Source organism: Acinetobacter sp. UBA6526 (genome assembly GCF_002434875.1).
GTDB classification, from domain to species: domain Bacteria; phylum Pseudomonadota; class Gammaproteobacteria; order Pseudomonadales; family Moraxellaceae; genus Acinetobacter; species Acinetobacter venetianus.
On the sequence record NZ_DJLC01000253.1, the window covers coordinates 1 to 23368 of the forward strand.

Here is a 23368-nt window from a genome sequence, read left to right on the forward strand (position 1 = left end):
CAATTCACCTCTATTCGTGTGGTCTGTAACAACACCTTAGCCATTGCACTCAAAGCACAAAACGCTGGATCGAACAACACAGGTGTGGTCAAAGTCCCGCACAGTACTCGTTTCGATGCGGAAAAAGTCAAACAGCAGTTGGGAATATCAGTGCGTGCTTGGGATGAACACATGTATGAAATGAAGCAGCTCAGTCAACGTAAAGTAACGCAACAAGAAGCAGCTGCTTACTTTGATGCGGTATTTAACAATACTAATCTGAGTATCGCTGAACAGGATGAAAGCATTATTCAGTTTTATCGAAATGTAGCCATGCCGAATCAAACAAACTCATCAAAAGTCGACAATAAAACCGAACCGAATGGACGTGCGATGTCAAAAGTCATGACTATGTTTAATGGACATGGACGAGGGGCTGAACTCAGTTCAGCCAAAGACACAGCCTATGGTTTACTGTGCGCAATCACGGAATTCGTCGATCACGAAAGACGTGCCATGAGTACCGATCATCGACTCGATTCAGCATGGTTCGGAGCGGGGGCTGCGATTAAACAACGCGGCTTAGAACAAGCACTCAGAATGGTGGCATAAATTCAGTTTCAGTTAAGCACGCTATATTAGCCTAAGCAATAACACCCTTCGCCACATTCCTCAGATGTGGCTTTTTTTATGCCTGAAATTCAGCTTTTACATATTTCATAACGATAGGATCAATACACCATGCAGAGTCATACCCATATTCAGAATAGTTTAAACCATCCACCCTTATTGCCTTATGTACCTCAGCTTAATCCAAACCAAAACCCACCAATCCAACAGGTCGAGGTAGGCACCCGAAGCAAACGTCATTCATCCAATCCAGCTCAAACTAAACAGCCACGCAAAAGCAGAACACCTGTTGCTAAACGCTTAGCTAACACCAAGCAACTCAACTACCAACAATGGCTAGAAGTCAGAAAGCAAGGCATTGGGAGTAGTGATGCTGCAACGGCCTGTGGACTCAATCCCTATATGTCGATGCTCGAACTCTGGATGATCAAGACAGGACGTATGCAACAAAACATTGAAGATGAAAGTGCAGGCTATGCTCCACTTTATTGGGGTAAACAGCTCGAACCATTAGTGGCTGAATACTACAGTATGCATACCAACCATAAAGTACGGCGAGTTAATGCCGTGCTACAACACCCTGATGAAGACAAGCATTTTATGCTCGCCAATTTGGATTATGCCGTGGTGGGCAATGGCGAAGTTCAGATTTTGGAATGTAAAACCGTAGGAGAATATGGCGCAAAACTCTGGCGAGATGGTGTACCGCTTTATGTGCTGTGTCAGGTGCAACATCAACTGGCGGTGACAGGCAAACAGGCAGCGCATATCTGTGCCTTGATTTGTGGGCATGAAACCAAAATCTATAAAGTGACACGGAATGAAACGGTGATCCAGCACATCATCAATGCGGAACGTCACTTCTGGCAATGTGTGGAATCAGGTATTCCACCAAGTGTCGATGCCTCTGATTCCGCAGCCAAAGCATTACAACAACTTTATCCAGAGCAGATTCCATTAACCGTAGAAGACCTTAGCCAAAATGAACAGGCTAACTATCTCTTTAATCAATTACTTGAGGAGCGGCACAAAGTTGAAAAACACCAACAGTATTTCGATGAGTTAAAACATCAACTACAAATGCTGATGAAAGATGCAGAACGGGCCGTGTTTATAGGTGGCTCGGTGACGTGGAAGAAATCACAAGACTCAATCAGCTTAGACACTAAGGCTTTATTGAAACAATACCCTGAATACCTCCAGCAGTTCCCACAAACTAAAGTGGGTACACGGCGTTTTCAGATTTATCCGAATGGTGGATAACTCATTCTTTATCCACAATGTAAAAGTCAAAAATAATGAAAGCATGACCAGTAGTATTAAAGTCATTCATTTGAAAGCATGGTTTTAACTGTGCTTTTATATTTCAACATCTCGTTTCAATAGACCACACAAACAACTAGCTCAGATTAAGAAACCCTACGTCCTCTGGGAACGTAGGGTTTTTTATGGCTGAACTTTTAAACTCCATAGAGGATACATTATGATCAAAGGTCTCGCAATTACACCACCCGTTTTAGGTCGAATCAGTATTGGTAAGATCGTGGAAAAGAACGGGAAACGCATCCCTGAAAAGGATGACCAATTCACCATTACCAGCCAAATCCAAAACAAGGATAGTGGTTGGGTGAAACATCCATTGGATGAACAACTTCGAGCGAAAGCACCGAATCAAAAACTCAGAAGCATCCCAGTACGGATGATCTTTAATGATCCTGATTTGAATTTACGTGCTGAGTACACTCTATTTGATCGTCAAACGGGGAGGCCTATATGTATTGGCAATGGTGAAACTTGCCAACGCTTAACCCAACAAGGGGTAGAGCAGCATCCGTGTCCATCACCTGATCTATGTCCTTTGGCGCAAGGTGGCTTATGTAAGCCTTATGGTCGTCTATATGTGAACTTAGATGATTCAGATGAGTTTGGCACATTCATCTTTAGAACCACGGGCTTTAATAGTATTCGGACTTTAGCAGCACGACTACGTTATTACCATGCAGCCTCTAATGGCATTCTTTCATGTCTACCCCTACAACTGAACTTAAGGGGTAAGAGCACCACGCAAAGTTATCGTACCCCTGTGTACTACGTCGATCTTACATTAAGAGAGGGCATTCATTTACAAGACGCCTTGCATACCGCAAAAGAAATAGACCAGAAAAGTAAGCTGTGTGGATTTAATCAAGCGGCTTTAGACCAAACGGCCCTACATGGCTATGCCAATGCACAGTTTGAAGTCGATGGAGAGGAGGGAATTGATATTGTTGATGAGTTTTATGCTGAAAACTCACAACAGCAAGATCAGAAACAAGTTCATGATTTAACACAGGTTCAGAATATTCAGCAAGGCTTACAGCAGAGTGTTAGGTCTGTAAATTAAAAAAGGGAGATACTCTCTTTTTTTTCTTAATTTAAAGTAACTTATTTAGATATTAACTTTTTAAATCACGTTTTGGTGAATGGAAACCGTGATGGAGCAAGTTGGTTATGACGATTTTGAAAAATAGAGTCTATAAAATCAATCAATACCCGAACACGAGGGCTATGCCTTAAATCTTCATGATAAGTAAGCCATAGTGTCATTAACTCCATAGGATTTGGTGCATAAGGGGTAGCTATCAGCTACCCTTTAACTAAGCTTAAGCACGTTGAAGTTGATGCAAACGACTATAACGAACGAAATGTGGTCCCTCAAATTGCTTCCAGAATTCCGCATTAGTTTCACCAACAGCCATAACATCAAGGATATCTGCCGCTAGGTGGAAATATTTTTGACCTTCCGCAGTTACATTTAAATGTTGAACAACCGCATCTTCATTAATATATCGCTCATGCTGTAGATAACTACCATCAGCTTGCTTGAAAATAGAATACTCCAAAACATATGGTTCTTTTTCTTGAACTAAAGCTAATACGATATCTAAATAATTTTGAAAAATATCATCCATACCATCTTTGACTTTATATCGAAAGATTAAGTCAACTTGTTGTGTATGTGCCATAAGATAGCTCCATATGCAAATTACCAGAAAATTTAAAGGATTTAACTATTAAGATAATCTGTGGTTGACGTAATACTTGCATAAGCAAATGCTAAAGCTGCCATTAACGCTGCGTGAACTTGAGCAGCTTCCACAACTCGACCATTAAATTCGAGATCCATGGTCGTACAGGCGTCCTCTACAACAGTACATTGATAACCTAGATCTGAAGCAGCACGTGTCGTGGCATCAATACACATATGGCTCATTGCACCAATAATAGTTAATTGATCAACTCCTTCAGCTTTAAGTTTTTGATCTAATTCTGTTTGAAAAAATGAGTTTGGATAGTTTTTGGTTATTACACATTCATCATCAAGCGGAGAAACGGTATCAATGATTTCTACGCCAGTTGTATTTTTCACGAAGAAAGAAGCATTAGGATCAAGAAACTCATGACGAATATGGATGACAGGGATTGAATGTGTGCGTGCATATTCAATAACTTTCGCCGCATTATCTAAAGCTGCTTCAATATTTACTAATGGAAGTTTTCCTGTCGGTAGATATTCATTTTGTAAATCGACAACAATGACCGCTTGTTTGCTCATAATGTATTACTCAATTAAATTTCGAATTCATCTTGACAAAAAGGTAGTGATCTATGAATAGTCGTGAATGACAAAATGATGGTGGATAACGACATATGAAGAAAATGATAGAAATAGCAATCCTTCACTATCCTGAAGCCCATTCAGCCTCAATTTGGGGTTTGACGGATCTACTACAATATGCCAATCAACAAGTATTAAGCACGGATAAAGCATCCATTAAAGTTACTCATTGGCGTGAGTCGCATGGGAATATGATCAAAACTTGGGACAGTCATGAGGCTGTAAGCTGTTCGATCAATTTTATTATTGTCCCGCCCAGTTTTGAAGCTCCTGTGTCTCAAGAGGGCGCTCAAAATTATTCACAGTGGATTGAACAACATTATAAAAATGGTGCTGTGCTTTGCTCAATTTGTTCAGGGATTTTCACACTATTAGAAACGAAATTATTTTCTGGTCGAACAGTCACTACACATTGGTTGAATAATGAAATTGTTAATGCGCGTTTTCCAGACGTAGTTATTGATAGTAATAAAATTATCGTTGATGACCCTGATTTAATTACAACAGCGGGGATCATGTCTTGGATGGATTTAGGGCTAAAGTTGGTAGAGAGAATTTACAGTACACCATTCATGATCGAATTTTCTAAATTGCTATTAATAGACCCACCTTCAAGAGAGCAGTCTTATTATAAAAATTTTACGCCAAATTTTAGTCACGGCGATACTGCCATCATTAAGATTCAACATTGGCTACAAAATAATTATGAGAAGAAAATTACAGTTGATGATTTAGCAGAAATGGCCAATCTAGAAAAACGAACATTGTTACGACGTTTCAAAAAAGCGACTGGGCTGGCTCCAATTGAATATTGTCAAAATTTACGGATTCATAAAGCACAAGATCTGTTACTCACAACAAACATGAGTTTTGACTCAATCTCTTGGCAAGTAGGTTATAAAGATAGCTCTTCATTCAATAAAATATTTGTGAAAACAATAGGTCTGACATCAACAGGGTATCGTAAACGGTTTAAATCCTGACCACATTAAATTTGGAAATTGACTAATTGGGTCAATTTTATATAACTTAGGTTAGATGAGCATTCGGACGGTCTTTCATAAAGTTAGAACATCTTAGATGGTTTGATTTTATTAAGGAGAAGTTCATGGAACTCATTCGTTTACCTAACACCGCAACAAGTGAAGAAGTTGCAAAAGCTCTAAAAGAACATGGTCACTGTATTATTGAAAACCTAGTCGCGCCAGAAGTCATGGACCGTATTGCAGAAGAGATGTCTGAATTTATTACGACAAGTCCTTATGGCGAAGACAAATTTTTAGGCAATTTGACCCAACGTACAGGTTCATTGGTTGCTCGTTCTAAAACAGCACGTGACCTTATTACACATCCATTAGTTTTAGATTCAGCAAAGAAACATCTTTCAAAGTCTTCAACTATGCAATTGCAATTAACTCAAATCATTACTGTAAATCCTGGTGCACCATCACAAACTCTTCACCAAGATCAGTTGGCTTGGGATTTTTTTGATTTTCCAGATGATTTTGAAACTCAATGCAACACCTTATGGGCAATGACTGAATATACTGAAGAAAATGGAGCAACTCGCGTTGTCCCAAACAGTATGTATGCTGGAGCTCGTCAAAAATTTACACAAGATCAAACAGTTGTTGCTGAAATGCCTAAAGGTTCGGTAATGATCTATACCGGAAAAATTTATCATGGTGCTGGTGCAAATACCACCGATAAAATCCGTCAAGCAATTAATATTAACTATTGCGCTGGTTGGCTAAGACAAGAGGAGAATCAATATTTAGCAACTCCTCCAGAAATTGCCCAAACTTTAGATGACGACATGTTGAAACTGATGGGATACCAATGTGCATGTTTTGCCATGGGGTATGTTCGTGATTTCGAAGATCCTCTTGATGTTTTTAGAGGTAAAAAAGAGCGTCGTTCAGCTGGCTTTAATGTCGTAACTGATAATTGCAATGACGTGACTAAAAATTATGCTGATGAATTAGGGGGATAAAAATGAAATGTTTTACTCCTCAAATTGATTACTTTGAACAAGATGTTTTTGACTCCTTATCTTTTAGTCAAATCGTGGAAGTTGGCAACACCTTTTATCTTTCAGGAATTGCACCCTTAAAAGGCAGTTTAGAAAATACTTTAGTCATGGGGCAATGTATTGAAGAGCAATTGGAATTTATTCTGACTACTGCGGGGAAGTGTCTGGAGTGTGTTGGATTGGGTTTTTCAAATATTGCAAATTGGACGATTTACACTACGGATATTGATGCTTTTGCAAATAAGTCAGGAGAGATTTTGAAAAAATATCTTGGACAGCATAAGCCTGTATGTACTTTGGTTCAGATTAGCAAATTGATTCATCCTGAACAGATGATTGAGATAACTATTACGGCTGTCAAAGAGTAAAAGATTTGAATTATGGTTATCTGATAGGACCCATTCAGGTAACCACCTTCAGGGAGATATATTATGTTTAAGAAGAATTCCACTTTAAAAATTGTTGTTGTTTCTGGTGGTTTAGGAGGACTGTCTAAAACAGAAGCATTAGTCAGTACTATTGCGGAAGAAATTTCTAAGCATACTGCTGTCGATATACATTTAGTGAAATTTAGTGAAATAGGGATGTTAGTTGGACAAGCTTTATATAGAAATGAATTACCAGAACTGGTTCAAAATAGTTTGCAAGCTATTGAAAATGCCGATGCATTGATTATAGGTACTCCAGTCTATAGAGCATCTTTTTCAGGATTATTTAAACATTTCTTTGATTTTGTTGAACAATATTCCTTAATTAATAAGCCTGTATTATTGGCTGCGACAGGTGGAAGCGAAAAACATGCGTTAGTAATCGAGCATCAACTTAGACCACTATTTAGCTTTTTTCAGACACATACCTTACCTTTAGGGATTTATGCAACTGATAAGGATTTCGACAGTAACTATAGTATTCAAAGCGTTGAATTATTAGAGCGAATTTCACTTGCAGTATCTCGTGCAATGCCAATTCTACAAAACTTATCACAGCCAGTTAGAGAAATAAGTGTCGAAAACATTCAGAAAAATCTAGCTCCCTCGAGTATTTCTTCCTTTAGTTTTCAAAAGTAAAAGGCTAACAGTGAAATTATTTTTAGATTGTGAATTCAATGGATTTGGTGGATCATTAATCTCTTTGGCTCTAGTCGATGAAAATGGCAAAGCTTTTTACGAAGCACTTCACTGTCGAACTCCAGTATCATGGGTAAAACAATATGTAATGCCTCGACTGAATAAAATACCTATATCACTAGACGAGTTTCAAAAGAGACTTGCAAAATTTCTTATGAATTATAATGAAATACATGTTATTGCTGATTGGCCCGAAGATATTTCATTACTGCTTAATGTGCTGATTATAAGGCCTGGTTACCATTTGCCTATCCCACCTTTAACATTAGAACTTTGGAAGCTTCCTGCTATTGGAGCATTCACTGAATCTGAGCTGCCTCATAATGCATTGTATGATGCGATTTCTCTATCAATCAATTACTACGAATGGGAGCGTGGAGTTCAGGAGGGGATTTGAAGTAATTTAACTCTCAATTCAGTTTGCAATAGCGTTTTAATAACAATTATAAACTGGCATGAATATTGTATCTAATGCAGTGTGTATCTGCATGGATATTGTTGAAATGGCTATCAATCAAAACGCAATTATTGAAAACTCATTAATTCTTGCTAAGAATTACTTAGATGCCCAAGGTGCGATGTTTTATTGGATTAATGAAGATAAGAGAGATGCATTTATTGATTTAAATATAAATGTCTCTAAAGAATTTATTTATAAATACCATAACTTACTACAAGATTACGATCCGCTAAATGTAGCATATTTCTTAAAGTCTCATGAAAATATAAATTTGCTAAGCACTTGTAATAGTGAAAACCAAAAAGTTAGTGTGTATAAACGTTTTGCCAATGATTGTGGTATTGACGAGATTTTAGAGATTGTTTTTTGGAGGAATAATCATGCCTATGCAGGAATCGCAGTAACCAATCCAAATGATTATAAAAAAAGGGATGAAAGCTCTATTCAAGTACTTCATCAAATTCTTGGTACGAGTATTTTTGAGTTGGGCAATATTAAAGATAACATTGTAAAGAATTACCTTAAAGATCTTAAGCTTACTACCCGAGAAATAGAGGTCTGTAACTTTATTACAAAAGGGTATGCGAACCAAGATATAGCAGAAGCTATGGAAATTTCTTTAGGTACCGTAAAGATTAATGCCAATCGCATATTTGACAAGCTTCAGGTGGATGGCCGTTTACAGTTAAGTATTTTGTTGAGTAAGGTGATCAAATAGTTTCAAGGTTGCTGGCTTATCCATTGCTTTGGTGAGATGCCGTACCATCTTTGAAATGCTTTAGAAAAACTACTGATATCTGAATAACCTAGTTTATATGCTACTTCTGAAATTGATAAATTGGCATCAAGTAGATAAGGAGGGGAAAGTTCTTTTTGTGTTTTTTCTAAAAGAACACTGAACGAAGTATTGTAGGAGGAGAGCCTTCTTTTTAAGGTCCATGTCGGAATACCCGTTAATTTTGCGATATCTTCAATATGGGGAAACTTAGTTTCCATACATAGTTTTATATGCATTACGATAAAATCGATAAACTTTTCATTGTCGTTATATTTGTACCCAATATTCTCTAAAGTATAGGTCAATATTTCAAATAGATTGGGGTCAGCACCTAAAATTTTAGTATCAATATCCTTCTTTGGAATGTATATGCTGTTTTTTTGTGCATTGAAATTAATTGTGCACTTAAAAAATGCTAAATGATCACCTATAAACGCTGGTTCAGAGTTCTCGAATTCAATTAATGCTGGTTGCCAATTACTATAAGTAACTTTTCTAATTAAGTTACAAATAATTGCTAATGTAATTTCTGCATCATAACGTTGATTTTTTAGATAAGAATCATCAACTTTGTAAGAAACAACATAATACTCACCGTGTTTTTCTAATTTTATGGTTGTATATTCTTGAAAAAATAAGAAGTATTTACATGTTGATTCTAAAGCATGTTTTAAATTTTTCGAGTTAATGAAAATATAGCCTAGTAATCCAAGTGACTCGATATCGGATTTAGAGCCATACATAATTGAAAAGTTATCATAGCCCGTAATTTCTACAGTTTTTTCTACAGCACTTATGAACTCATTCAATGAAATTTTTGCGTAAGGTTTGGATAGGTTTTCTCTATCTTGAAAGCATGTTTCTAAAAGTTTTGGGTCTACACCTAATGATTCAACTATTCTAAATAAGCTGAGTGTGACACATGAATAAACTCCAATTTGAGTATTGGGGCTAATAGTTGCTAATGATCGAGCCATAGCGATATCCACCACATAAACACTTGTAATTTTATATATGCAATTAATATGCCATTTGCTCTTATATGACAAAAAAAAGTACTGAACTCTCAAGAACTCTATGCCATAAAAACAAATAATAATAATCACAATGTAGGTATCAGTTTTTTATCTATTTGAAAAATTTAATTTTTTAGTGGTCGTGCTTTAGCAATTTAGTCATGAGCATTCCCATATAAACAGGAAACTATTATGGATCATCCTAATAAACAAGAGTCCCTGTCAGGCTCTCTTGGTGTTCTCTCAATTGTGTTTATGGTTATAGCAACTGCTGCACCTTTAACAGTGATGGTTGCAGTAACCCCGTTAATTATTACTTTGGGTAATGGTGGAGGGGTTGTATTTGATATTTTGACAGCAACAATAATCATGTTGCTGTTCTCTATTGGTTTCGTTTCTATGGCGAAATATATAGATAATGCTGGCGCATTCTATGCTTTTATTCAGAAAGGGTTGGGTCGAGCTATTGGATTGGGCTCAGCGAGTCTGGCATGGATTTCATACTTTTTTATATTGATTGCTGTAGAAGCATATATTGGCGTGGCTTTAGCTGATCTCTTGAAAAGTTTTCTTGGCGTGGAAATTCCTTGGTGGATACTCTCATTAAGCATTATTAGTATTGTTGCATATCTGGGTTATCGCCATATTGAATTGAGTTCTAAATTTTTAGGAGTTGCACTTGTCGCTGAAATCGGTGTTGTACTCATTATTGATTTCTTGTTTTTTCAAAGAAATGGTGTAACTGCTTTAACTCCATCTGCTTTTTCTATAGATGTAATTTCAAGTGGTTCAATAGGTTTAGGCATTATGTTTGCCATTTTTGGATTTATTGGATTTGAATCGACTGTTATTTTTAGAGAAGAGGCAAAAGATCCGCAGAAAACAATTCCACGTGCTACATATTTAGCAGTAATTCTTGTAGGGCTTTTCTATTGCATATCAACTTGGTGTCTTGTTTCCATCGTTGGGACTGACAAAATAATGGCTTTTACATCGGAACATGGGGAAAGTTCATATTTATTAGTTGCAGAGCAATATTTAGGTAAAGTGTTTACTGATGTAATTTTGGTTTTACTTGTGACGAGTTTATTTGCTTGTATTCTTTCTCTTCATAACGTAGTGGTTCGCTATCAATACGTATTAGGTAAGTATGGTGTTTTACCGACAGTATTGTCGAAGGTTCATGTTAAGCACAACTCACCGTATATGTCATCAGCAATTCAATCTGCTAGTTCATTTATTCTCTTGACCATCTTAATTCTTTTAAGTTGGGATCCAGTTGCCAATATTTACACATGGGGAGCTAGTGCAGGAACTTTAGGTTATATGTTTATCCTGTCGTTAACTTGTATCTCTGTAATTGTATTTTTTATAAAAAACAAAGAAGGCAATTTTTGGAAGACATTTGTTGCTCCAGTATTGGGGCTCCTTGGGTTGCTCTTTTGCCTAGGTATGGCAATTATCAATTTGCCTACCTTAGTTGGTGATTCGATTGCAGTTGCGAAAGTCGTAGGGTTTGTGCTGATAGGGACATTCCTTTTTGGGATGCTTATTGCGAACTTGATGAAGGCTAAGTCACCACAGAAATTTGAACGCTTGAAAGAACTCGCATAAACAATACATACGCACTGTTTAAGTCGCTAGAAGTTTTCTAATCCAAAATGGTCATTGTTAATCTTTTTAAGTATTTCATTGACCATCTTTCTGAGATACAAAATATGAATAAATTAATACCTCAAAAGGTTGGGGTGGCAATACTTTTGCCTATGGTTTTAACGTGTATGCATTTAAAGGCGCAAGAAGTCTATGACAATGATGGGCTTAAGGTTAATTTAAATTTAGAAATGGTGGGTGCTGTGTTACATAGTGACCAGAATTATGCGGTGATGGGGAATAAGGTAGAAGGTAATTCCTCATGGAGTGAGGGGTACGCAAAATATGGTACAAGCCTGACCCAGCAACTAGTCGGTGATAGTCAGCTCTATGGGGCATTTGATTTGGTCAGTTCAGCTACTTGGGGGGATGGTGATGCCGCAGGGGTTACGCTAGGTAATGAACATAAAACAAATGTTGAAAATGCCTATGTAGGTTGGAAGTCTGGTAATTTATTACCGAAAATGGGAACAGATGGTGTCGATATTTCTATTGGGAAGCGATCACTTCAAATCGGAGAGGGGTTCTTGATACTGGGTGATATGTTTAATTATGGCAATGTCGACCTTGGCGAAAATATTTCGAGAGGTGGTGCTTACTACCTTGCTGCCAGAAAATCATTTGCACAGACTGCAAAAATTTCATTAGGTGGAAGTGAGGGGGTAAGAAGCGATTTAATCTGGCTTAAGTCCAATAACAAAGCACAAGCTAAGACAGAGTTAGCAGCAATGACTTTGGAAAAGGTGAGTGATAGTAGTGTTTGGGGATTAACTTGGATTCATGGGCTAGATCAAGATGAACATTTAACGGAACTCTTAGGCCTAAAAGATCGTCGTGATATGGATACAGTAAGTATTCGTTTTATGAATACTTTGGGGTATGAAAATCTAAAAATCTCTGGTGAATATGCATACCAAGATTCTAAACAAAATAAAGAAGAAAATGCTTGGTATGTACAGGGAAGTTGGAAGTTTAGTGATGTGGTTACTAAACCAAGTTTAACTTACAGATATAGCCAGTTCTCAGAGCAATATGATCCACTGTTTTATGGATCAAACGGTGGTTATGGGACTTGGTTTCAAGGTGAAGTTGCTGCAAATTATGGTGGGCCGTTCAGCAGCAATACGAAAGTACATTACTTAAGTGGTAGCATCTTTCCTCGAGAGGATCTGGAACTTGGAACAGCCTATTATAATTTCAAAACCATAGATAAATCAGCTTACGATTATAGCGGTAGTGAAGTGGATATCTACGCAAGATGGATGATTAAAGAACATTACTTTATCAGCCCATTAGTTGGATTATTTAATCCGAAGAAGAGTTCATCTGAAGGTGGTTTACAGTTAGGTAAAGCAGATACTAATGTTTATTCACAGCTGATCCTTGGAGTTTTCTTTTAAATTGCTGGGTTCAAATTAAAGATATCATATCCTCGGAGGATACATGAATATAAGAATTAGTTTTCCATCTTTAAACAGATGCAGTCAGTTGGGAGGAACGAAAGGACTAAATCAGTTTAGATATGAAGACATTACTAAAGTTACAACCAAAAATTTGAACTAATTTCCACAGAGCAAACAATTTTACATCGCCATACATACTGTTTAAGCAAGATGGTGATTGAAATACATATAGTCTACATGGAAGCCACACTTGACTTAAATATCCCATGCCTAAGCGCATGGGATGTTTTTATGCCTTTTCAGTTTTACAATAAAGAAAAATTACCTTAATTAAATGTTTCGGGATTTTGTTAGCGACTGACCAATCAAGGGGTAGAACAACATTCCTGCCCATCTCCAGATTTATGCCCATTTGCACAAGGTGGACTGTGTAAACCTTATGGACGTTTGTATGTCAATTTAGATGAGTCGGATGAGTTCGGTACTTTTGTTTTTAGAACCACTGGCTTTAGGCATTCGAACTTTGGCAGCACGCTTAAGTTATTACTATGCAGCGTCGAATGGCTTGCTGTCCTGCCAGCCATTGCAACTGACCTTAAGAGGCAAGAGAACTACGCAAAGTTATCGTACCCCTGTGTATTACGTGGACCTGACATTAAGAGATGGCATTCATTTAAAAGAGGCGATTCAAACGGCGAAAGAAATTGACCAGCAAAGTAAGACGGCAGGGTTTAACCAAAGCGCTTTAGATCAGATGGCACGGCAGGGTTTTGCCAATGCCAAGTTTGAGGTGCATGCAGAGGAGGGGATGGAATTGCTAGAGGAATTTTATCCAAACAATGACAGTGCTGCAGATACAGAGCATTCAGCGCAATTGGGCTATGTGCAGGAGATTCAGCAAGGTTTAAAGCAGAGTGTGCAAGCAGTGAATTAGATCTGTTTGGACGCCCTCGAATTATTTTTTTCGGAGCGTCCTGATTATTTGAGCGGAAGACAGCTCGCTTAAATAATTTGAAGAGAACATGTCATGAATGCATTTGTTGGACAAACCTTTCAAGTGAATCAATTGATTAACTTAAAACAAGTTGTGGAGTTAATTGATGTGTGTCGATCAACCATCTATGAAATGATCAATGAGAAATAAAAATACTATGATCATACATTTCCTCGACCTATGCGCTTAAGTGAATCTCGTATTGGCTGGTCAGCTTGGGAAATCAATCAGCGGATTGAAGCCAAGTTGGAAAGCCAGTAATGGATGGGAGCTTCGGCTCCCTTAATTTTTTTGTTATTCAGGAGTGATAATGCAGGCTTCAAAAATAGCGATCAGTCCATCTAGCCGGCAGTTGAATCCATCAATATTGGCCTGAATCCAAACTTCTTTATTGTCAATTTTATCCCATTGTACGCCATAGCCGCAGTGGGCGAGTAAATGCTCAAAGAAAATACGCTGAGTGCGTCCATTGCCTTCTCTGAAAGGGTGAATGACATTAAGTTCACAATAAAAATCAGCGATTTTTTGGATAAGTGCTGGTTTTGCTAAACCTTGAAAATAGTGCTGCTGCTCAAGTTGCTTGAAGAGCTTATTGGCTTCAATTTCAATACGCGAGAAGGTACAAAAGCGGGTATCGCCTTTGGCAATATCCACTTGTCTTAGTTCACCTGCCCAGGCATACAGGTCTGAAAAGAGCTGAAAGTGAATGGATTGCAGGTATTTGAGATCGTAAGGTGGCTCCGCATACTCAATTCGTGTGCTGGCATACTCAGTCAACTCCAGTTCTGCCTGTTGCAGAATTTTAGCATCCTGAATGTTCAGTTTGTTTTTGAGGATGTCCGAGTCGGGGTAACAGTAAATGCTGTCACCCATTTCACCATATTTATCCATAAGGAAGCCTGATCACGATTCCGAGGTCTGTGAGAATTTCTTATATTTCTGTAGAATCTGAGCTTTACTTAATGCCGGTGCGGTTGAGGACGGGTTAATGCCTTCCAGCTTTAAACTGGCTTGATAATTCTGCAAGCGCGTAGCTTGGATATATTTTTTTTTCTGTTCGTGAGTGTTTAGCATTTCGGAATTTCCTTGAACAAAGGTAATGTAAGCCTAGTTTAGCAGATGGGCTTATAAATAGGCACGGCTTTCAAAAGCAGGGTTGTAACGTTATGGTGGATGAACCTTCTATGAGAAAAATCTGAAACCAGACGACAAAATTTGTCGCTTAACTGTCATGCAATAAATGAATAATCAACAATCTGCTTTTAAATAATATAATATTATCCAACAGTTAAAAAATTATCAGTATTATCTCTAGCAACCGAAGTGTCGCCAGATACTGATCACAGATAAGAATTAAGGAATTGATTCACCACTATGACCAACAATAACTTTTCACAAATCGCTTCTTTCATCTGGTCGGTTGCCGACCTGCTGCGTGGTGACTTCAAACAATCGCAATATGGCCGCATCATTCTGCCATTTACCTTGTTGCGTCGTCTGGAATGTGTACTGGAACAAAGCAAGGCTGCGGTACTGGCAGAACATGAAAAAGTCTCCAAGCTGAATCTGCCAGAAGAAGCTCAAGAAAAGTTATTGCTGCGTGCCACCAACGGTCTAGCCTTCTTTAACACCTCCCCAATGGATCTCAGCAAAATGGGGCAGAGTGATATCAAGGCCAACTTAAGCACCTATGTGCAAAGTTTCTCTAAAGATGCCCGTGAGATTTTTGAATACTTTAACTTCATCGAATTTGTCGGCCTCCTCGATGATGCCAACCTTTTGTATAAAGTCGTGCAAAAGTTTGCCACCACGGATCTGAGTCCAAAGAACGTATCCAACCATGACATGGGCTTGGTGTTTGAAGAACTGATCCGTCGTTTTGCCGAAGGTTCTAATGAAACGGCTGGGGAACACTTTACCCCGCGTGACATCGTACGTTTGACTACTGCACTGGTGTTTATGGAAGATGATGACGTGCTGACCAAAGACGGCATTATCCGTACCATTTACGACCCGACAGCCGGGACGGGTGGTTTCCTGTCTTCAGGCATGGAATATCTGCATGAACTGAACCCGAATGCGGTGATGCGTGCCTTTGGCCAGGAACTGAATCCGGAATCCTACGCTATCTGTAAAGCCGACATGCTGATCAAAGGGCAGGATGTGAGCCGGATTAAACTCGGCAACACGCTGTCGAATGACCAGCTTGCTGTGGATCAGTTTGACTACATGCTGTCTAACCCACCTTTTGGGGTGGACTGGAAAAAAATCGAACAGGACATCAAGGACGAACATGAACACAAGGGCTTTGATGGTCGTTTCGGTGCAGGCTTGCCACGTGTGTCCGATGGTTCACTATTATTCCTGATGCACCTGATCAGCAAGATGCGTGATGCCAGCAGTACTGAAAGTGGTAGCCGCATCGGGATTATCCTGAATGGTTCACCATTGTTTACTGGCAGTGCAGGCAGTGGCGAAAGCGAGATCCGTCGCTATATTTTAGAGGCCGACTTGCTGGAAGCCATTATTGCCTTACCGAACGACATGTTCTACAACACCGGGATTGCCACCTATATCTGGGTACTCAGCAATAAAAAAGCCGCTGAACGCAAAGGTAAGGTACAACTGATCAATGCCTCAAACCTCAGTACCAAAATGCGTAAGTCGCTTGGTTCAAAGCGTAACTATCTGACTGAAGCTGAAATTGCCACCATTACCCAAAATTACGGTGACTTTGTGGCGGTAGACACCTTGGCGCAGGATGGCGAAACCGAACAGCAAAAACCATTCGCCAGCAAAATCTTTGACAGTCATGAATTTGGCTATCGTCGCGTGACCATTGAACGTCCATTACGTTTATCGGCACAGATCACGGATAGCGCGATTGCTGCATTACGTTTTGCGCCAAAACCGTTTAATGCTGTGATGCAAAGCATCGATGCGCAATTGGGCACAGTCTTTGGTACAGCGTGGACAGCAGAAACTTATGGTCAGTTGCAGGACGTTGCGCTTGAAGTTCGTGCCCTGATTAAAGCCGAGTTCCCTGAGCTAAAAGAAAAAGACATTAAAGAGGTACTGGACAGCAAAATCTGGCTATTCCAGAAAGCCCTGATGGAAAAAGCCCAAGCTTTACAGAACGTGATTGGTACTGAGCAGTTTGATGATTTTAACCAGTTTGATGAAGTGTTGAAAAAAGCCCTCAAGCAAACCGACATCAAGCTGGATGCCAAAGAGAAGAAACAGCTGTTAGATGCCATCACCTGGAAGAATCCGGAAGCGGAACCGGTGATTAACAAGGTACTGAAACAGGCCGAAAACCCACTATATGGCCAGTTCAACTACCAGGGCAAAGTGGTGGAGTTTGTGCAGGATGGGGATTTGCGTGATGCCGAGAATATTGCACTGAATCCAAAGGTCAGTACCACAGAACTGATTGAAGAGTACTTTAAACGTGAAGTACAGCCCCATGTGCCTGATGCCTGGATTAATGCCGACAAGCGCGATGAAAAGGATGGCGAGATTGGTATTGTTGGATATGAGATTCCGTTTAACCGTCATTTCTACGTGTACCAGCCACCACGTGACCTAGCCGAGATTGATGCAGATTTGGATGCGGTCAGCCGTGAAATTATGGAACTTCTGCAAGAGGTGCATTCTTAATGGCGAATACAGTGGCGAAGTATCAGAAATATGCTGAGTATCAAGATTCAGGTATTGAATGGTTGTGTGAGATTCCTAGTCATTGGTTTCTCAAAAAGCATAAATATATTGCTGAATTTTCCAAAGGGAAAAATCCTGAATTATTATTTGATAATTATTCTGATGGTTTGTATCCATATTTATCAATGGATAGCTTGAGAGGAAAAGCTGATAGTAAATATGCTGAATATAAAAAAGGTTTAGTTTTAGTTCAGGATAATCAGCCTTTAATAATTTGGGATGGTTCTAATTCAGGCGAGTTTGTTTTAGGAAGGAAAGGGCTTCTTTCATCAACAATGGCATCTGCCTGTTTAATATATGAAATTCAAGATAAGTATTATTGGTATCTTTGTGTTTGTATAGAACCAGAAATGAGAAAACATGCAACAGGTATGGGTATCCCTCATGTGAATGGTGAAGAGCTTAGAGGAATTGTACTTCCATTACCTGAATTAAACGAACAAACCCAAATTGCCAATTTCCTCGACTATGAAACCGCCAAAATCGATCACCTGATTGAAAAACAACAACAACTGATTGAGCTGCTCAAAGAAAAACGTCAGGCGGTGATTAGCCATGCCGTGACCAAAGGACTTGATCCAAATGTTCCGATGAAAGATTCTGGGATGAAATGGTTGGGGGAAGTACCAAAGCATTGGTCTGTAAGTCTGATTAAGTACCAATGCAGAGAAATTACAGATGGGGCGCATATTTCTCCAGAGTTAGAAAATGGAGAACATCTCTTTATTTCGATTAGAGATATCAAAGAAGGTGTGATTAATTTTGAAGATACATTGCTGACATCAGAGAAAAGTTACCAGTATCTTGTACATACAGGATGTAAGCCATTTGCAGGTGACATTTTATTCAGTAAAGATGGAACAATAGGTCAAACTGCTATCACTCCTTCTAATATCAATTTTGTAGTAGCATCATCACTAATTATCATTAGGCCAAATTATTTTAAAGTAATTTCAGAGTTCTTGGATTTGTTGTTAAGAAGTGATGTAGTGCAAGAGCAGGTCGAAAGCTTTGTGAAAGGTGCTGCCTTAAGACGTTTATCGATACAAAATTTGCTAAAAATTTGGGGAGTATTTCCGCCAATAGATGAACAAGAAAAGATTGTTGAATTTGTTCTATTTCAGTTAGATAAATATAAAGTTCTTGAAGATAAAGCTGAGAAGCAAGTAGAACTATTAAAGGAACGCCGAACTGCTCTCATCTCAGCCGCAGTCACTGGAAAAATTGACGTGCGCAACTGGCAAGCGCCAACGGTTGCTGAGGCAGACACGGAGTTCAGCGCATGAGTCTAGACGCCACCCGTGAAAGTATTTTCCAGAACGACATCATTCAGCAGATGCTGGCTCAGGGCTGGCAATTCGGTACGCCACAAGGCTACAACCGTGAAACCGCCTTGTATGAGCAGGACGTACTAGATTTTGTGCAACAAACCCAAGCACAAGACTGGCAGAAGTTTCAGCGCATCTTTCCACAAGATACCGAACGGCATTTTCTAGAAGCCGTGGTTGCCCAGCTGAAGAAAGCCGACATCAATGCCACTGATGAACAGTCACGTAGCTATGGCACTTTAGGTGTACTGCGTCACGGGGTCAAAACCCGCAGCGCACGTTTTTTCCTCTGTCAGTTTAAACCAGAACATGCGCTAAATCCGGATACCTTAGCCAATTACAAAAAGAACATCTGCCGCATTGTGCCAGAGTTGGTCTATAGCCCGTATGCTACGGCTGCCGAGTTACAGGACACTGGCAAACAGGCCAAGAAATGGCGTATTGACTTGCGATTGTTTATTAACGGCTTTCCTGTTGCTACTCTCGAACTCAAGTCCGAGTTTAAACAGGCGGTGCAGAATGCCATGTTGCAGTACAAACGCACCCGCTTGCCGAAAGATCCAGAAACCAACAAGCCTGAACCCTTGCTGATGTTTAAGCGTGGCGCATTGGTACACTTTGCCGTGAGTCAATACGAAGTCTATATGGCGACCCAATTGGCCGGAGAAGATACCTTCTTCCTGCCGTTCAATAAAGGCACGCATGACGGTGGTGCAGGCAATGATGTGCCAGAAGACCAGAATCAGTACGCTACGGCCTATCTGTGGAATGAAGTCCTCACGCCGGACAATTTGCTGAATATCATTGGACGTTTTGTCCATCTGCAAATTGAAGAAAAAGAAGACTGGGAAGGCCGCAAGTACAAAAAAGAACTGCTGATCTTCCCGCGTTACCATCAGTGGAATGTGGTCACCAAACTGATCAATGCCGCATTAGAGGAGGGCACTGGACAGAAATATCTGATTCAGCACAGTGCAGGTTCAGGCAAGTCCAACTCGATTGCCTGGACAGCACATCAATTGTCGACCCTGTACGATCAACACAATCAGAAACTGTTTGATTCGGTGATTGTAGTCACTGACCGTACCATTCTGGATGCCCAGCTACAGGACACCATCTACCAGTTTGAACATGCCGATGGCGTGGTCGGACGCATCAATAACAAAGAAGGCGATGGCTCCAAGTCGGAAAAACTGGCCAAGGCACTGGAAACATCACAGCCGATTATCATTGTGACCATTCAGACTTTCCCCTTTGTGCTGCGTGCGATTGAAAACAGTACCAATCTGAAACAGCGACGTTATGCGGTGATTGCCGATGAAGCGCATTCTTCACAAAGCGGCTCTACGGCACGACAACTGAAAGAAGTGTTGATGCTGGAAGAGCGCGAAGAGGATGCTGAACTGTCCTCGGAAGATATTCTGGATGCGGTGGTGGCTGCACGTAAGGGCAGTAATAACCTCAGCTACTATGCCTTTACCGCGACACCGAAAGACAAAACCCTGCAACTGTTTGGCCGTGTACCCAATCCTGAGCTACCGCCATCCAAGCAAAACAAGCCGGAAGCCTTCCATGTCTACTCCATGCGCCAAGCCATTGAAGAAGGCTTTATTCTGGATGTGCTGAAAAACTATACCAACTATAAAGTGGTGTATAAGCTCAAACAAAAAATTGAAGAAGCCGACAAACAGGTCGATGCCAAAAAAGCCAAGATCAGGCTGAATCAATGGGTACGTCTGCATGACCACAACATTTCCCAGAAAGTGAAAGTCATTGTCGAACATTTTAAAAATAACGTGATGGGCTTATTGGGTGGGCAGGCTAAAGCCATGGTGGTGACCAGTTCACGTAAAGAAGCGGTGCGTTACAAGCTGGCCTTTGACAAATACGTGGCGGATCAGGGCTATAAGTCCATTCAGGCTATGGTCGCATTCTCGGGTGAGGTTGAGTTTAATGACAAGGATACCGACAGCAGTGGTTTAGTCGGGCAGACCTTTAATGAACGCAACATGAACCCGGGACTGAAAGGTCGGGAAATGCGCAAGGCCTTTGACAGTGATGACTATCAGGTGATGCTGGTGGCCAACAAGTTCCAGACTGGCTTTGACCAACCGAAACTGTGTGCCATGTACGTAGACAAAAAGCTGGGTGGTGTTGAGTGCGTACAAACCTTGTCACGCTTGAACCGCACCTATCCGGGCAAAGCGGAATCTGGCACCTTTGTCTTGGACTTCTTTAACGATCCTGAAGACATTCTTGGGGCCTTCCAGCCTTACTTTCAAACCGCAGAACTGGCTGATGTATCGAATCCGGATCAGATCTTTGACCTGTTTGAAAAGCTGAAAGCTACCAAGATTTTTCTGTGGACGGAAGTTGAACAGTTTGTCGAAGCGTTCTTTACCAAGAACAAATCCAATGCCGCGATCAGTAACATTTGCAAGCCTGCGGTTGAACGCTGGCAGAAACGCTATAGCCAAGCCATCGAAGCCTATAACACCAGTCGCGATATGCTGGAACGCTGCAAGAAAACCAATGATGCGGTGCTGATTGCCAATGCCGACAATGCCTTTAAAGAGGCCAAGCTTGAAAAAGACAAGCTGGAAATCTTTAAAAAAGACTTGGGAAGTTTTACCCGTTTTTACGAGTTTATGTCACAGATCGTGGACTACGATGATAAAGAACTGGAAAAACTTAGTCTGTATGCGCGTAACCTGCGTCCATTGCTGCGTGAAACCGCAACGAAAGATGATGAGGTGGACTTAAGTAATGTCAGCATGAGCCATTACCGCTTGTCCAAGATCCGTCAGCAGGACATCAAGCTGAAAGAAGATGCCGAAGATTTTAAGCTAGAACCCGGCAATGACCTCGGTGCAGCCAAGCCACGCGATAAGAAAGAAGAGTTCCTGTCACAGATTATAGAGCGTCTGAATGATGTCTTTATCACTGATAACCTAACCGATAAAGACATGCTGAACTATGCCTATACGGTACGTGACAAGTTGGCGGAAAATGAGATTGTGATGAAGCAGATTGCCAACAATACCCGTGAACAAGCCATGCTGGGTGATTTCCCGAAAGCGATGGATGATGCCATTCTTGGTAGCAGTGCCGCCCATCAGGAACAGATGATGCAGTTACTTTCTGATCCGGCGAAGGCCAGCATATTTGCACGGGTGATCTTTGATATGTTGAGCAGTCCAAGATGACCGCTAAATTAACAAAGGGGGTCAGTTTTTAAATGCCGTTAGGGGGCATTTTTACAATGCCGATAACACTTGGGATGGGCATGAATTATTAGATACGCTTAGAGATCAGAATGTTTGGAATCATATTAAAGAGATTTCTAAAGAAAAAGGCGTAGATATAACTTTTGAATCTATTAAGGTCATGCTTGGTTTAGCTTTGACTAGTTTATTAACTTAAAGCATTTTCAGAAGAGCAGTATATTTGGAATTGCATATATATGTCTATTCGTATATAAATATATGTAAAGATTCAATTGAGTTTGAGTAAATGACTGCGATTCCAAAAGTGAAGATTTATCACAACCCTGAATGTGGAACATCACGCAACACATTGGCCTTAATTCGTAATGCCAACATTGAACCTGAAGTGATTGAGTATCTAGTTACACCACCATCGAAAAATGAACTGATTCAAATGATCGTAAATGCGGGTTTAACCGTGCGAGAGGCAATTCGTAAAAATGTTGTGCCGTATTCTGAGCTAGAACTAGAACGTGATGATTGGACGGATGAACAGCTTTTAGATTTTATGCTTCAGTATCCAATTTTGATTAACCGTCCATTCGTGGTAACTGAATTAGGAACTCGTTTAAGTCGTCCGTCAGAGCTGGTTTTAGAAATTCTACCCCTCTCACAAAAAGGTGCTTTCACTAAAGAGGATGGTGAACAAGTGATTGATGCAAATGGGCAGCGATTGAAATAAAAATTTCATGGATATATGTGAATATTGATATATCCATATGTTTGAGTGGGTAAAAATATGGATCAAATCAATTTCTTTAAATGTTTGGCTGATGAAACTCGATTCAACATTGTCATGTTGGTTCTTGGGAATAATGAACAGTGTGTCTGTGATTTGACTGAAAAATTACAGTTGAGCCAACCTAAGATTTCACGGCATTTAGCCTTACTGCGTTCTTCGGGTCTCTTACAAGATCGACGTCAAGGGCAATGGGTCTATTACAGTCTCAATCCTAATTTACCCATTTGGTGCCTAGACATACTTAACACCCTTAAAAATGCTGATTTACAGCCAAAAGTTGCTCCATCATTTCAACAAATCAATAGTTATTGCGAGTAGAACAATATGAAATTCCTTTTTTTGTGTACTGGAAATAGTTGCCGTAGCATTTTGTCCGAAGTGCTTTTTAATAGTCGTGCCCCAGAGGGTTGGAAAGCTTATAGTGCGGGCAGTAAACCATCGGGACAGGTACACCCACTGACGATTGAAACCTTGGAAAATCTAGGTCTGTCAACAGATGGTTTGTGGAGTAAAACCATTGATGATTGTGAACAATACCAACCTGATGTGGTGATTACGGTTTGTGATTCAGCAGCACAAGAA

The 23368-nt window shown here is 40.0% G+C and carries 23 protein-coding genes and 2 pseudogenes; 20 read left to right on the top strand and 5 right to left on the bottom strand.

Annotation, left to right across the window (positions count from 1 at the left end):
* The 3 genes from B4237_RS17490 to B4237_RS17500 all read left to right on the top strand — a co-directional run.
* A partial coding sequence (locus tag B4237_RS17490) for a DUF932 domain-containing protein (protein ID WP_286944269.1) occupies positions 1 to 591 on the top strand: 591 nt, incomplete at its 5' end.
* Between the two features lie 129 nt (positions 592 to 720).
* The gene (locus tag B4237_RS17495; RefSeq protein ID WP_279747677.1) at positions 721 to 1872 is read left to right on the top strand and encodes a YqaJ viral recombinase family protein; all 1152 of its coding nucleotides are present in this window, start codon (positions 721 to 723) and stop codon (positions 1870 to 1872) included.
* A gap of 220 nt (positions 1873 to 2092) precedes the next feature.
* Positions 2093 to 2992, top strand: a complete 900-nt coding sequence (locus tag B4237_RS17500) for a hydrolase or metal-binding protein (protein ID WP_279747676.1) — start codon at positions 2093 to 2095, stop codon at positions 2990 to 2992.
* A 259-nt stretch (positions 2993 to 3251) separates the two neighbouring features.
* Here B4237_RS17500 and B4237_RS17505 read toward each other — a convergent pair whose 3' ends face one another.
* A complete protein-coding gene (locus B4237_RS17505; RefSeq protein ID WP_032051715.1) occupies positions 3252 to 3614 on the bottom strand; it encodes a hypothetical protein in 363 nt (120 codons plus the stop codon).
* A gap of 41 nt (positions 3615 to 3655) precedes the next feature.
* Entirely contained in the window at positions 3656 to 4204 is a 549-nt protein-coding gene (locus tag B4237_RS17510) for a cysteine hydrolase family protein (RefSeq protein WP_032051714.1), read from the bottom strand.
* 95 nt (positions 4205 to 4299) lie between these two features.
* Here B4237_RS17510 and B4237_RS17515 point away from each other — a divergent pair, with 95 nt between their 5' ends.
* From B4237_RS17515 to B4237_RS17540, 6 genes are all read left to right on the top strand, one after another.
* Positions 4300 to 5250: a GlxA family transcriptional regulator gene (locus B4237_RS17515; RefSeq protein ID WP_286944273.1), complete on the top strand. Its 951-nt coding sequence runs from the start codon at positions 4300 to 4302 to the stop codon at positions 5248 to 5250.
* Positions 5251 to 5375: 125 nt separating this feature from the next.
* The gene (locus B4237_RS17520; protein WP_286944275.1) at positions 5376 to 6260 is read left to right on the top strand and encodes a phytanoyl-CoA dioxygenase family protein; all 885 of its coding nucleotides are present in this window, start codon (positions 5376 to 5378) and stop codon (positions 6258 to 6260) included.
* Positions 6261 to 6262: 2 nt separating this feature from the next.
* A complete protein-coding gene (locus B4237_RS17525) occupies positions 6263 to 6667 on the top strand; it encodes a RidA family protein (RefSeq protein ID WP_032051711.1) in 405 nt (134 codons plus the stop codon).
* 63 nt (positions 6668 to 6730) lie between these two features.
* Complete coding sequence (gene msuE / locus B4237_RS17530) at positions 6731 to 7366, top strand: FMN reductase (protein ID WP_079282252.1); 636 nt, start codon at positions 6731 to 6733, stop codon at positions 7364 to 7366.
* Between the two features lie 10 nt (positions 7367 to 7376).
* Positions 7377 to 7823, top strand: a complete 447-nt coding sequence (locus tag B4237_RS17535) for a hypothetical protein (protein WP_032051708.1) — start codon at positions 7377 to 7379, stop codon at positions 7821 to 7823.
* 91 nt (positions 7824 to 7914) lie between these two features.
* Positions 7915 to 8604, top strand: a complete 690-nt coding sequence (locus B4237_RS17540) for a helix-turn-helix domain-containing protein (protein WP_050676151.1) — start codon at positions 7915 to 7917, stop codon at positions 8602 to 8604.
* 2 nt (positions 8605 to 8606) lie between these two features.
* Here the strand turns inward: B4237_RS17540 and B4237_RS17545 are convergent, their stop codons facing one another.
* Positions 8607 to 9641, bottom strand: a complete 1035-nt coding sequence (locus B4237_RS17545; protein WP_286944279.1) for an AraC family transcriptional regulator — start codon at positions 9639 to 9641, stop codon at positions 8607 to 8609.
* A gap of 231 nt (positions 9642 to 9872) precedes the next feature.
* Between B4237_RS17545 and B4237_RS17550 the strand changes: the two genes are divergently transcribed.
* The 4 genes and pseudogenes from B4237_RS17550 (at position 9873) to B4237_RS17565 (ending at position 13991) form a co-directional block, all read left to right on the top strand.
* Positions 9873 to 11294, top strand: a complete 1422-nt coding sequence (locus B4237_RS17550) for an APC family permease (RefSeq protein ID WP_286944281.1) — start codon at positions 9873 to 9875, stop codon at positions 11292 to 11294.
* Positions 11295 to 11398: 104 nt separating this feature from the next.
* Positions 11399 to 12733 (top strand): hypothetical protein, encoded by a 1335-nt coding sequence (locus tag B4237_RS17555; protein WP_032051954.1) that lies wholly within the window; start codon positions 11399 to 11401, stop codon positions 12731 to 12733.
* A gap of 357 nt (positions 12734 to 13090) precedes the next feature.
* Positions 13091 to 13670 (top strand): annotated as a pseudogene (locus B4237_RS17560) (hydrolase or metal-binding protein); the annotation flags it as partial.
* A gap of 93 nt (positions 13671 to 13763) precedes the next feature.
* A pseudogene (locus B4237_RS17565) lies at positions 13764 to 13991 on the top strand (helix-turn-helix transcriptional regulator).
* A gap of 33 nt (positions 13992 to 14024) precedes the next feature.
* Here the strand turns inward: B4237_RS17565 and B4237_RS17570 are convergent.
* Positions 14025 to 14621, bottom strand: coding sequence for a putative adenosine monophosphate-protein transferase Fic (locus B4237_RS17570; RefSeq protein WP_075696208.1), 597 nt, complete (start codon positions 14619 to 14621; stop codon positions 14025 to 14027).
* 12 nt (positions 14622 to 14633) lie between these two features.
* Entirely contained in the window at positions 14634 to 14804 is a 171-nt protein-coding gene (locus B4237_RS17575) for a YhfG family protein (protein ID WP_075696209.1), read from the bottom strand.
* A gap of 300 nt (positions 14805 to 15104) precedes the next feature.
* Here B4237_RS17575 and B4237_RS17580 point away from each other — a divergent pair, with 300 nt between their 5' ends.
* The 7 genes from B4237_RS17580 to B4237_RS17610 all read left to right on the top strand — a co-directional run.
* The gene (locus tag B4237_RS17580) at positions 15105 to 17390 is read left to right on the top strand and encodes a type I restriction-modification system subunit M (RefSeq protein WP_286944286.1); all 2286 of its coding nucleotides are present in this window, start codon (positions 15105 to 15107) and stop codon (positions 17388 to 17390) included.
* Between the two features lie 11 nt (positions 17391 to 17401).
* Positions 17402 to 18736 carry a restriction endonuclease subunit S gene (locus tag B4237_RS17585; protein ID WP_414632353.1) on the top strand — a complete coding sequence of 445 codons (1335 nt, stop codon included), beginning with the start codon at positions 17402 to 17404 and terminating at the stop codon, positions 18734 to 18736.
* Positions 18733 to 21984, top strand: a complete 3252-nt coding sequence (locus B4237_RS17590; RefSeq protein ID WP_286944290.1) for a type I restriction endonuclease subunit R — start codon at positions 18733 to 18735, stop codon at positions 21982 to 21984. Before B4237_RS17585 ends, B4237_RS17590 begins: the two co-directional genes overlap by 4 nt.
* A gap of 7 nt (positions 21985 to 21991) precedes the next feature.
* On the top strand, positions 21992 to 22201 hold the full coding sequence (locus B4237_RS17595) for a DUF2513 domain-containing protein (protein WP_227543079.1): 210 nt from the start codon (positions 21992 to 21994) through the stop codon (positions 22199 to 22201).
* 90 nt (positions 22202 to 22291) lie between these two features.
* Entirely contained in the window at positions 22292 to 22726 is a 435-nt protein-coding gene (arsC, locus tag B4237_RS17600) for an arsenate reductase (glutaredoxin) (protein WP_070153885.1), read from the top strand.
* A gap of 57 nt (positions 22727 to 22783) precedes the next feature.
* Entirely contained in the window at positions 22784 to 23104 is a 321-nt protein-coding gene (locus B4237_RS17605) for a metalloregulator ArsR/SmtB family transcription factor (protein WP_004644580.1), read from the top strand.
* Positions 23105 to 23110: 6 nt separating this feature from the next.
* Positions 23111 to 23368 (top strand): arsenate reductase ArsC (locus B4237_RS17610; protein WP_286944294.1); only part of this gene is annotated, 258 nt, incomplete at its 3' end.

Excerpts from the sequence above, each read along its gene's own strand:
- B4237_RS17495 (WP_279747677.1), top strand. The coding sequence starts at position 721 with ATGCAGAGTCATACCCATATTCAGAATAGTTTAAACCATCCACCCTTA.
- B4237_RS17500 (WP_279747676.1), top strand. The coding sequence starts at position 2,093 with ATGATCAAAGGTCTCGCAATTACACCACCCGTTTTAGGTCGAATCAGT.
- B4237_RS17505 (WP_032051715.1), bottom strand. The coding sequence starts at position 3,614 with ATGGCACATACACAACAAGTTGACTTAATCTTTCGATATAAAGTCAAA.
- B4237_RS17510 (WP_032051714.1), bottom strand. The coding sequence starts at position 4,204 with ATGAGCAAACAAGCGGTCATTGTTGTCGATTTACAAAATGAATATCTA.
- B4237_RS17515 (WP_286944273.1), top strand. The coding sequence starts at position 4,300 with ATGAAGAAAATGATAGAAATAGCAATCCTTCACTATCCTGAAGCCCAT.
- B4237_RS17520 (WP_286944275.1), top strand. The coding sequence starts at position 5,376 with ATGGAACTCATTCGTTTACCTAACACCGCAACAAGTGAAGAAGTTGCA.
- B4237_RS17525 (WP_032051711.1), top strand. The coding sequence starts at position 6,263 with ATGAAATGTTTTACTCCTCAAATTGATTACTTTGAACAAGATGTTTTT.
- msuE (WP_079282252.1), top strand. The coding sequence starts at position 6,731 with ATGTTTAAGAAGAATTCCACTTTAAAAATTGTTGTTGTTTCTGGTGGT.
- B4237_RS17540 (WP_050676151.1), top strand. The coding sequence starts at position 7,915 with ATGGATATTGTTGAAATGGCTATCAATCAAAACGCAATTATTGAAAAC.
- B4237_RS17545 (WP_286944279.1), bottom strand. The coding sequence starts at position 9,641 with ATGGCTCGATCATTAGCAACTATTAGCCCCAATACTCAAATTGGAGTT.
- B4237_RS17550 (WP_286944281.1), top strand. The coding sequence starts at position 9,873 with ATGGATCATCCTAATAAACAAGAGTCCCTGTCAGGCTCTCTTGGTGTT.
- B4237_RS17555 (WP_032051954.1), top strand. The coding sequence starts at position 11,399 with ATGAATAAATTAATACCTCAAAAGGTTGGGGTGGCAATACTTTTGCCT.
- B4237_RS17570 (WP_075696208.1), bottom strand. The coding sequence starts at position 14,621 with ATGGATAAATATGGTGAAATGGGTGACAGCATTTACTGTTACCCCGAC.
- B4237_RS17575 (WP_075696209.1), bottom strand. The coding sequence starts at position 14,804 with ATGCTAAACACTCACGAACAGAAAAAAAAATATATCCAAGCTACGCGC.
- B4237_RS17580 (WP_286944286.1), top strand. The coding sequence starts at position 15,105 with ATGACCAACAATAACTTTTCACAAATCGCTTCTTTCATCTGGTCGGTT.
- B4237_RS17590 (WP_286944290.1), top strand. The coding sequence starts at position 18,733 with ATGAGTCTAGACGCCACCCGTGAAAGTATTTTCCAGAACGACATCATT.
- arsC (WP_070153885.1), top strand. The coding sequence starts at position 22,292 with ATGACTGCGATTCCAAAAGTGAAGATTTATCACAACCCTGAATGTGGA.
- B4237_RS17605 (WP_004644580.1), top strand. The coding sequence starts at position 22,784 with ATGGATCAAATCAATTTCTTTAAATGTTTGGCTGATGAAACTCGATTC.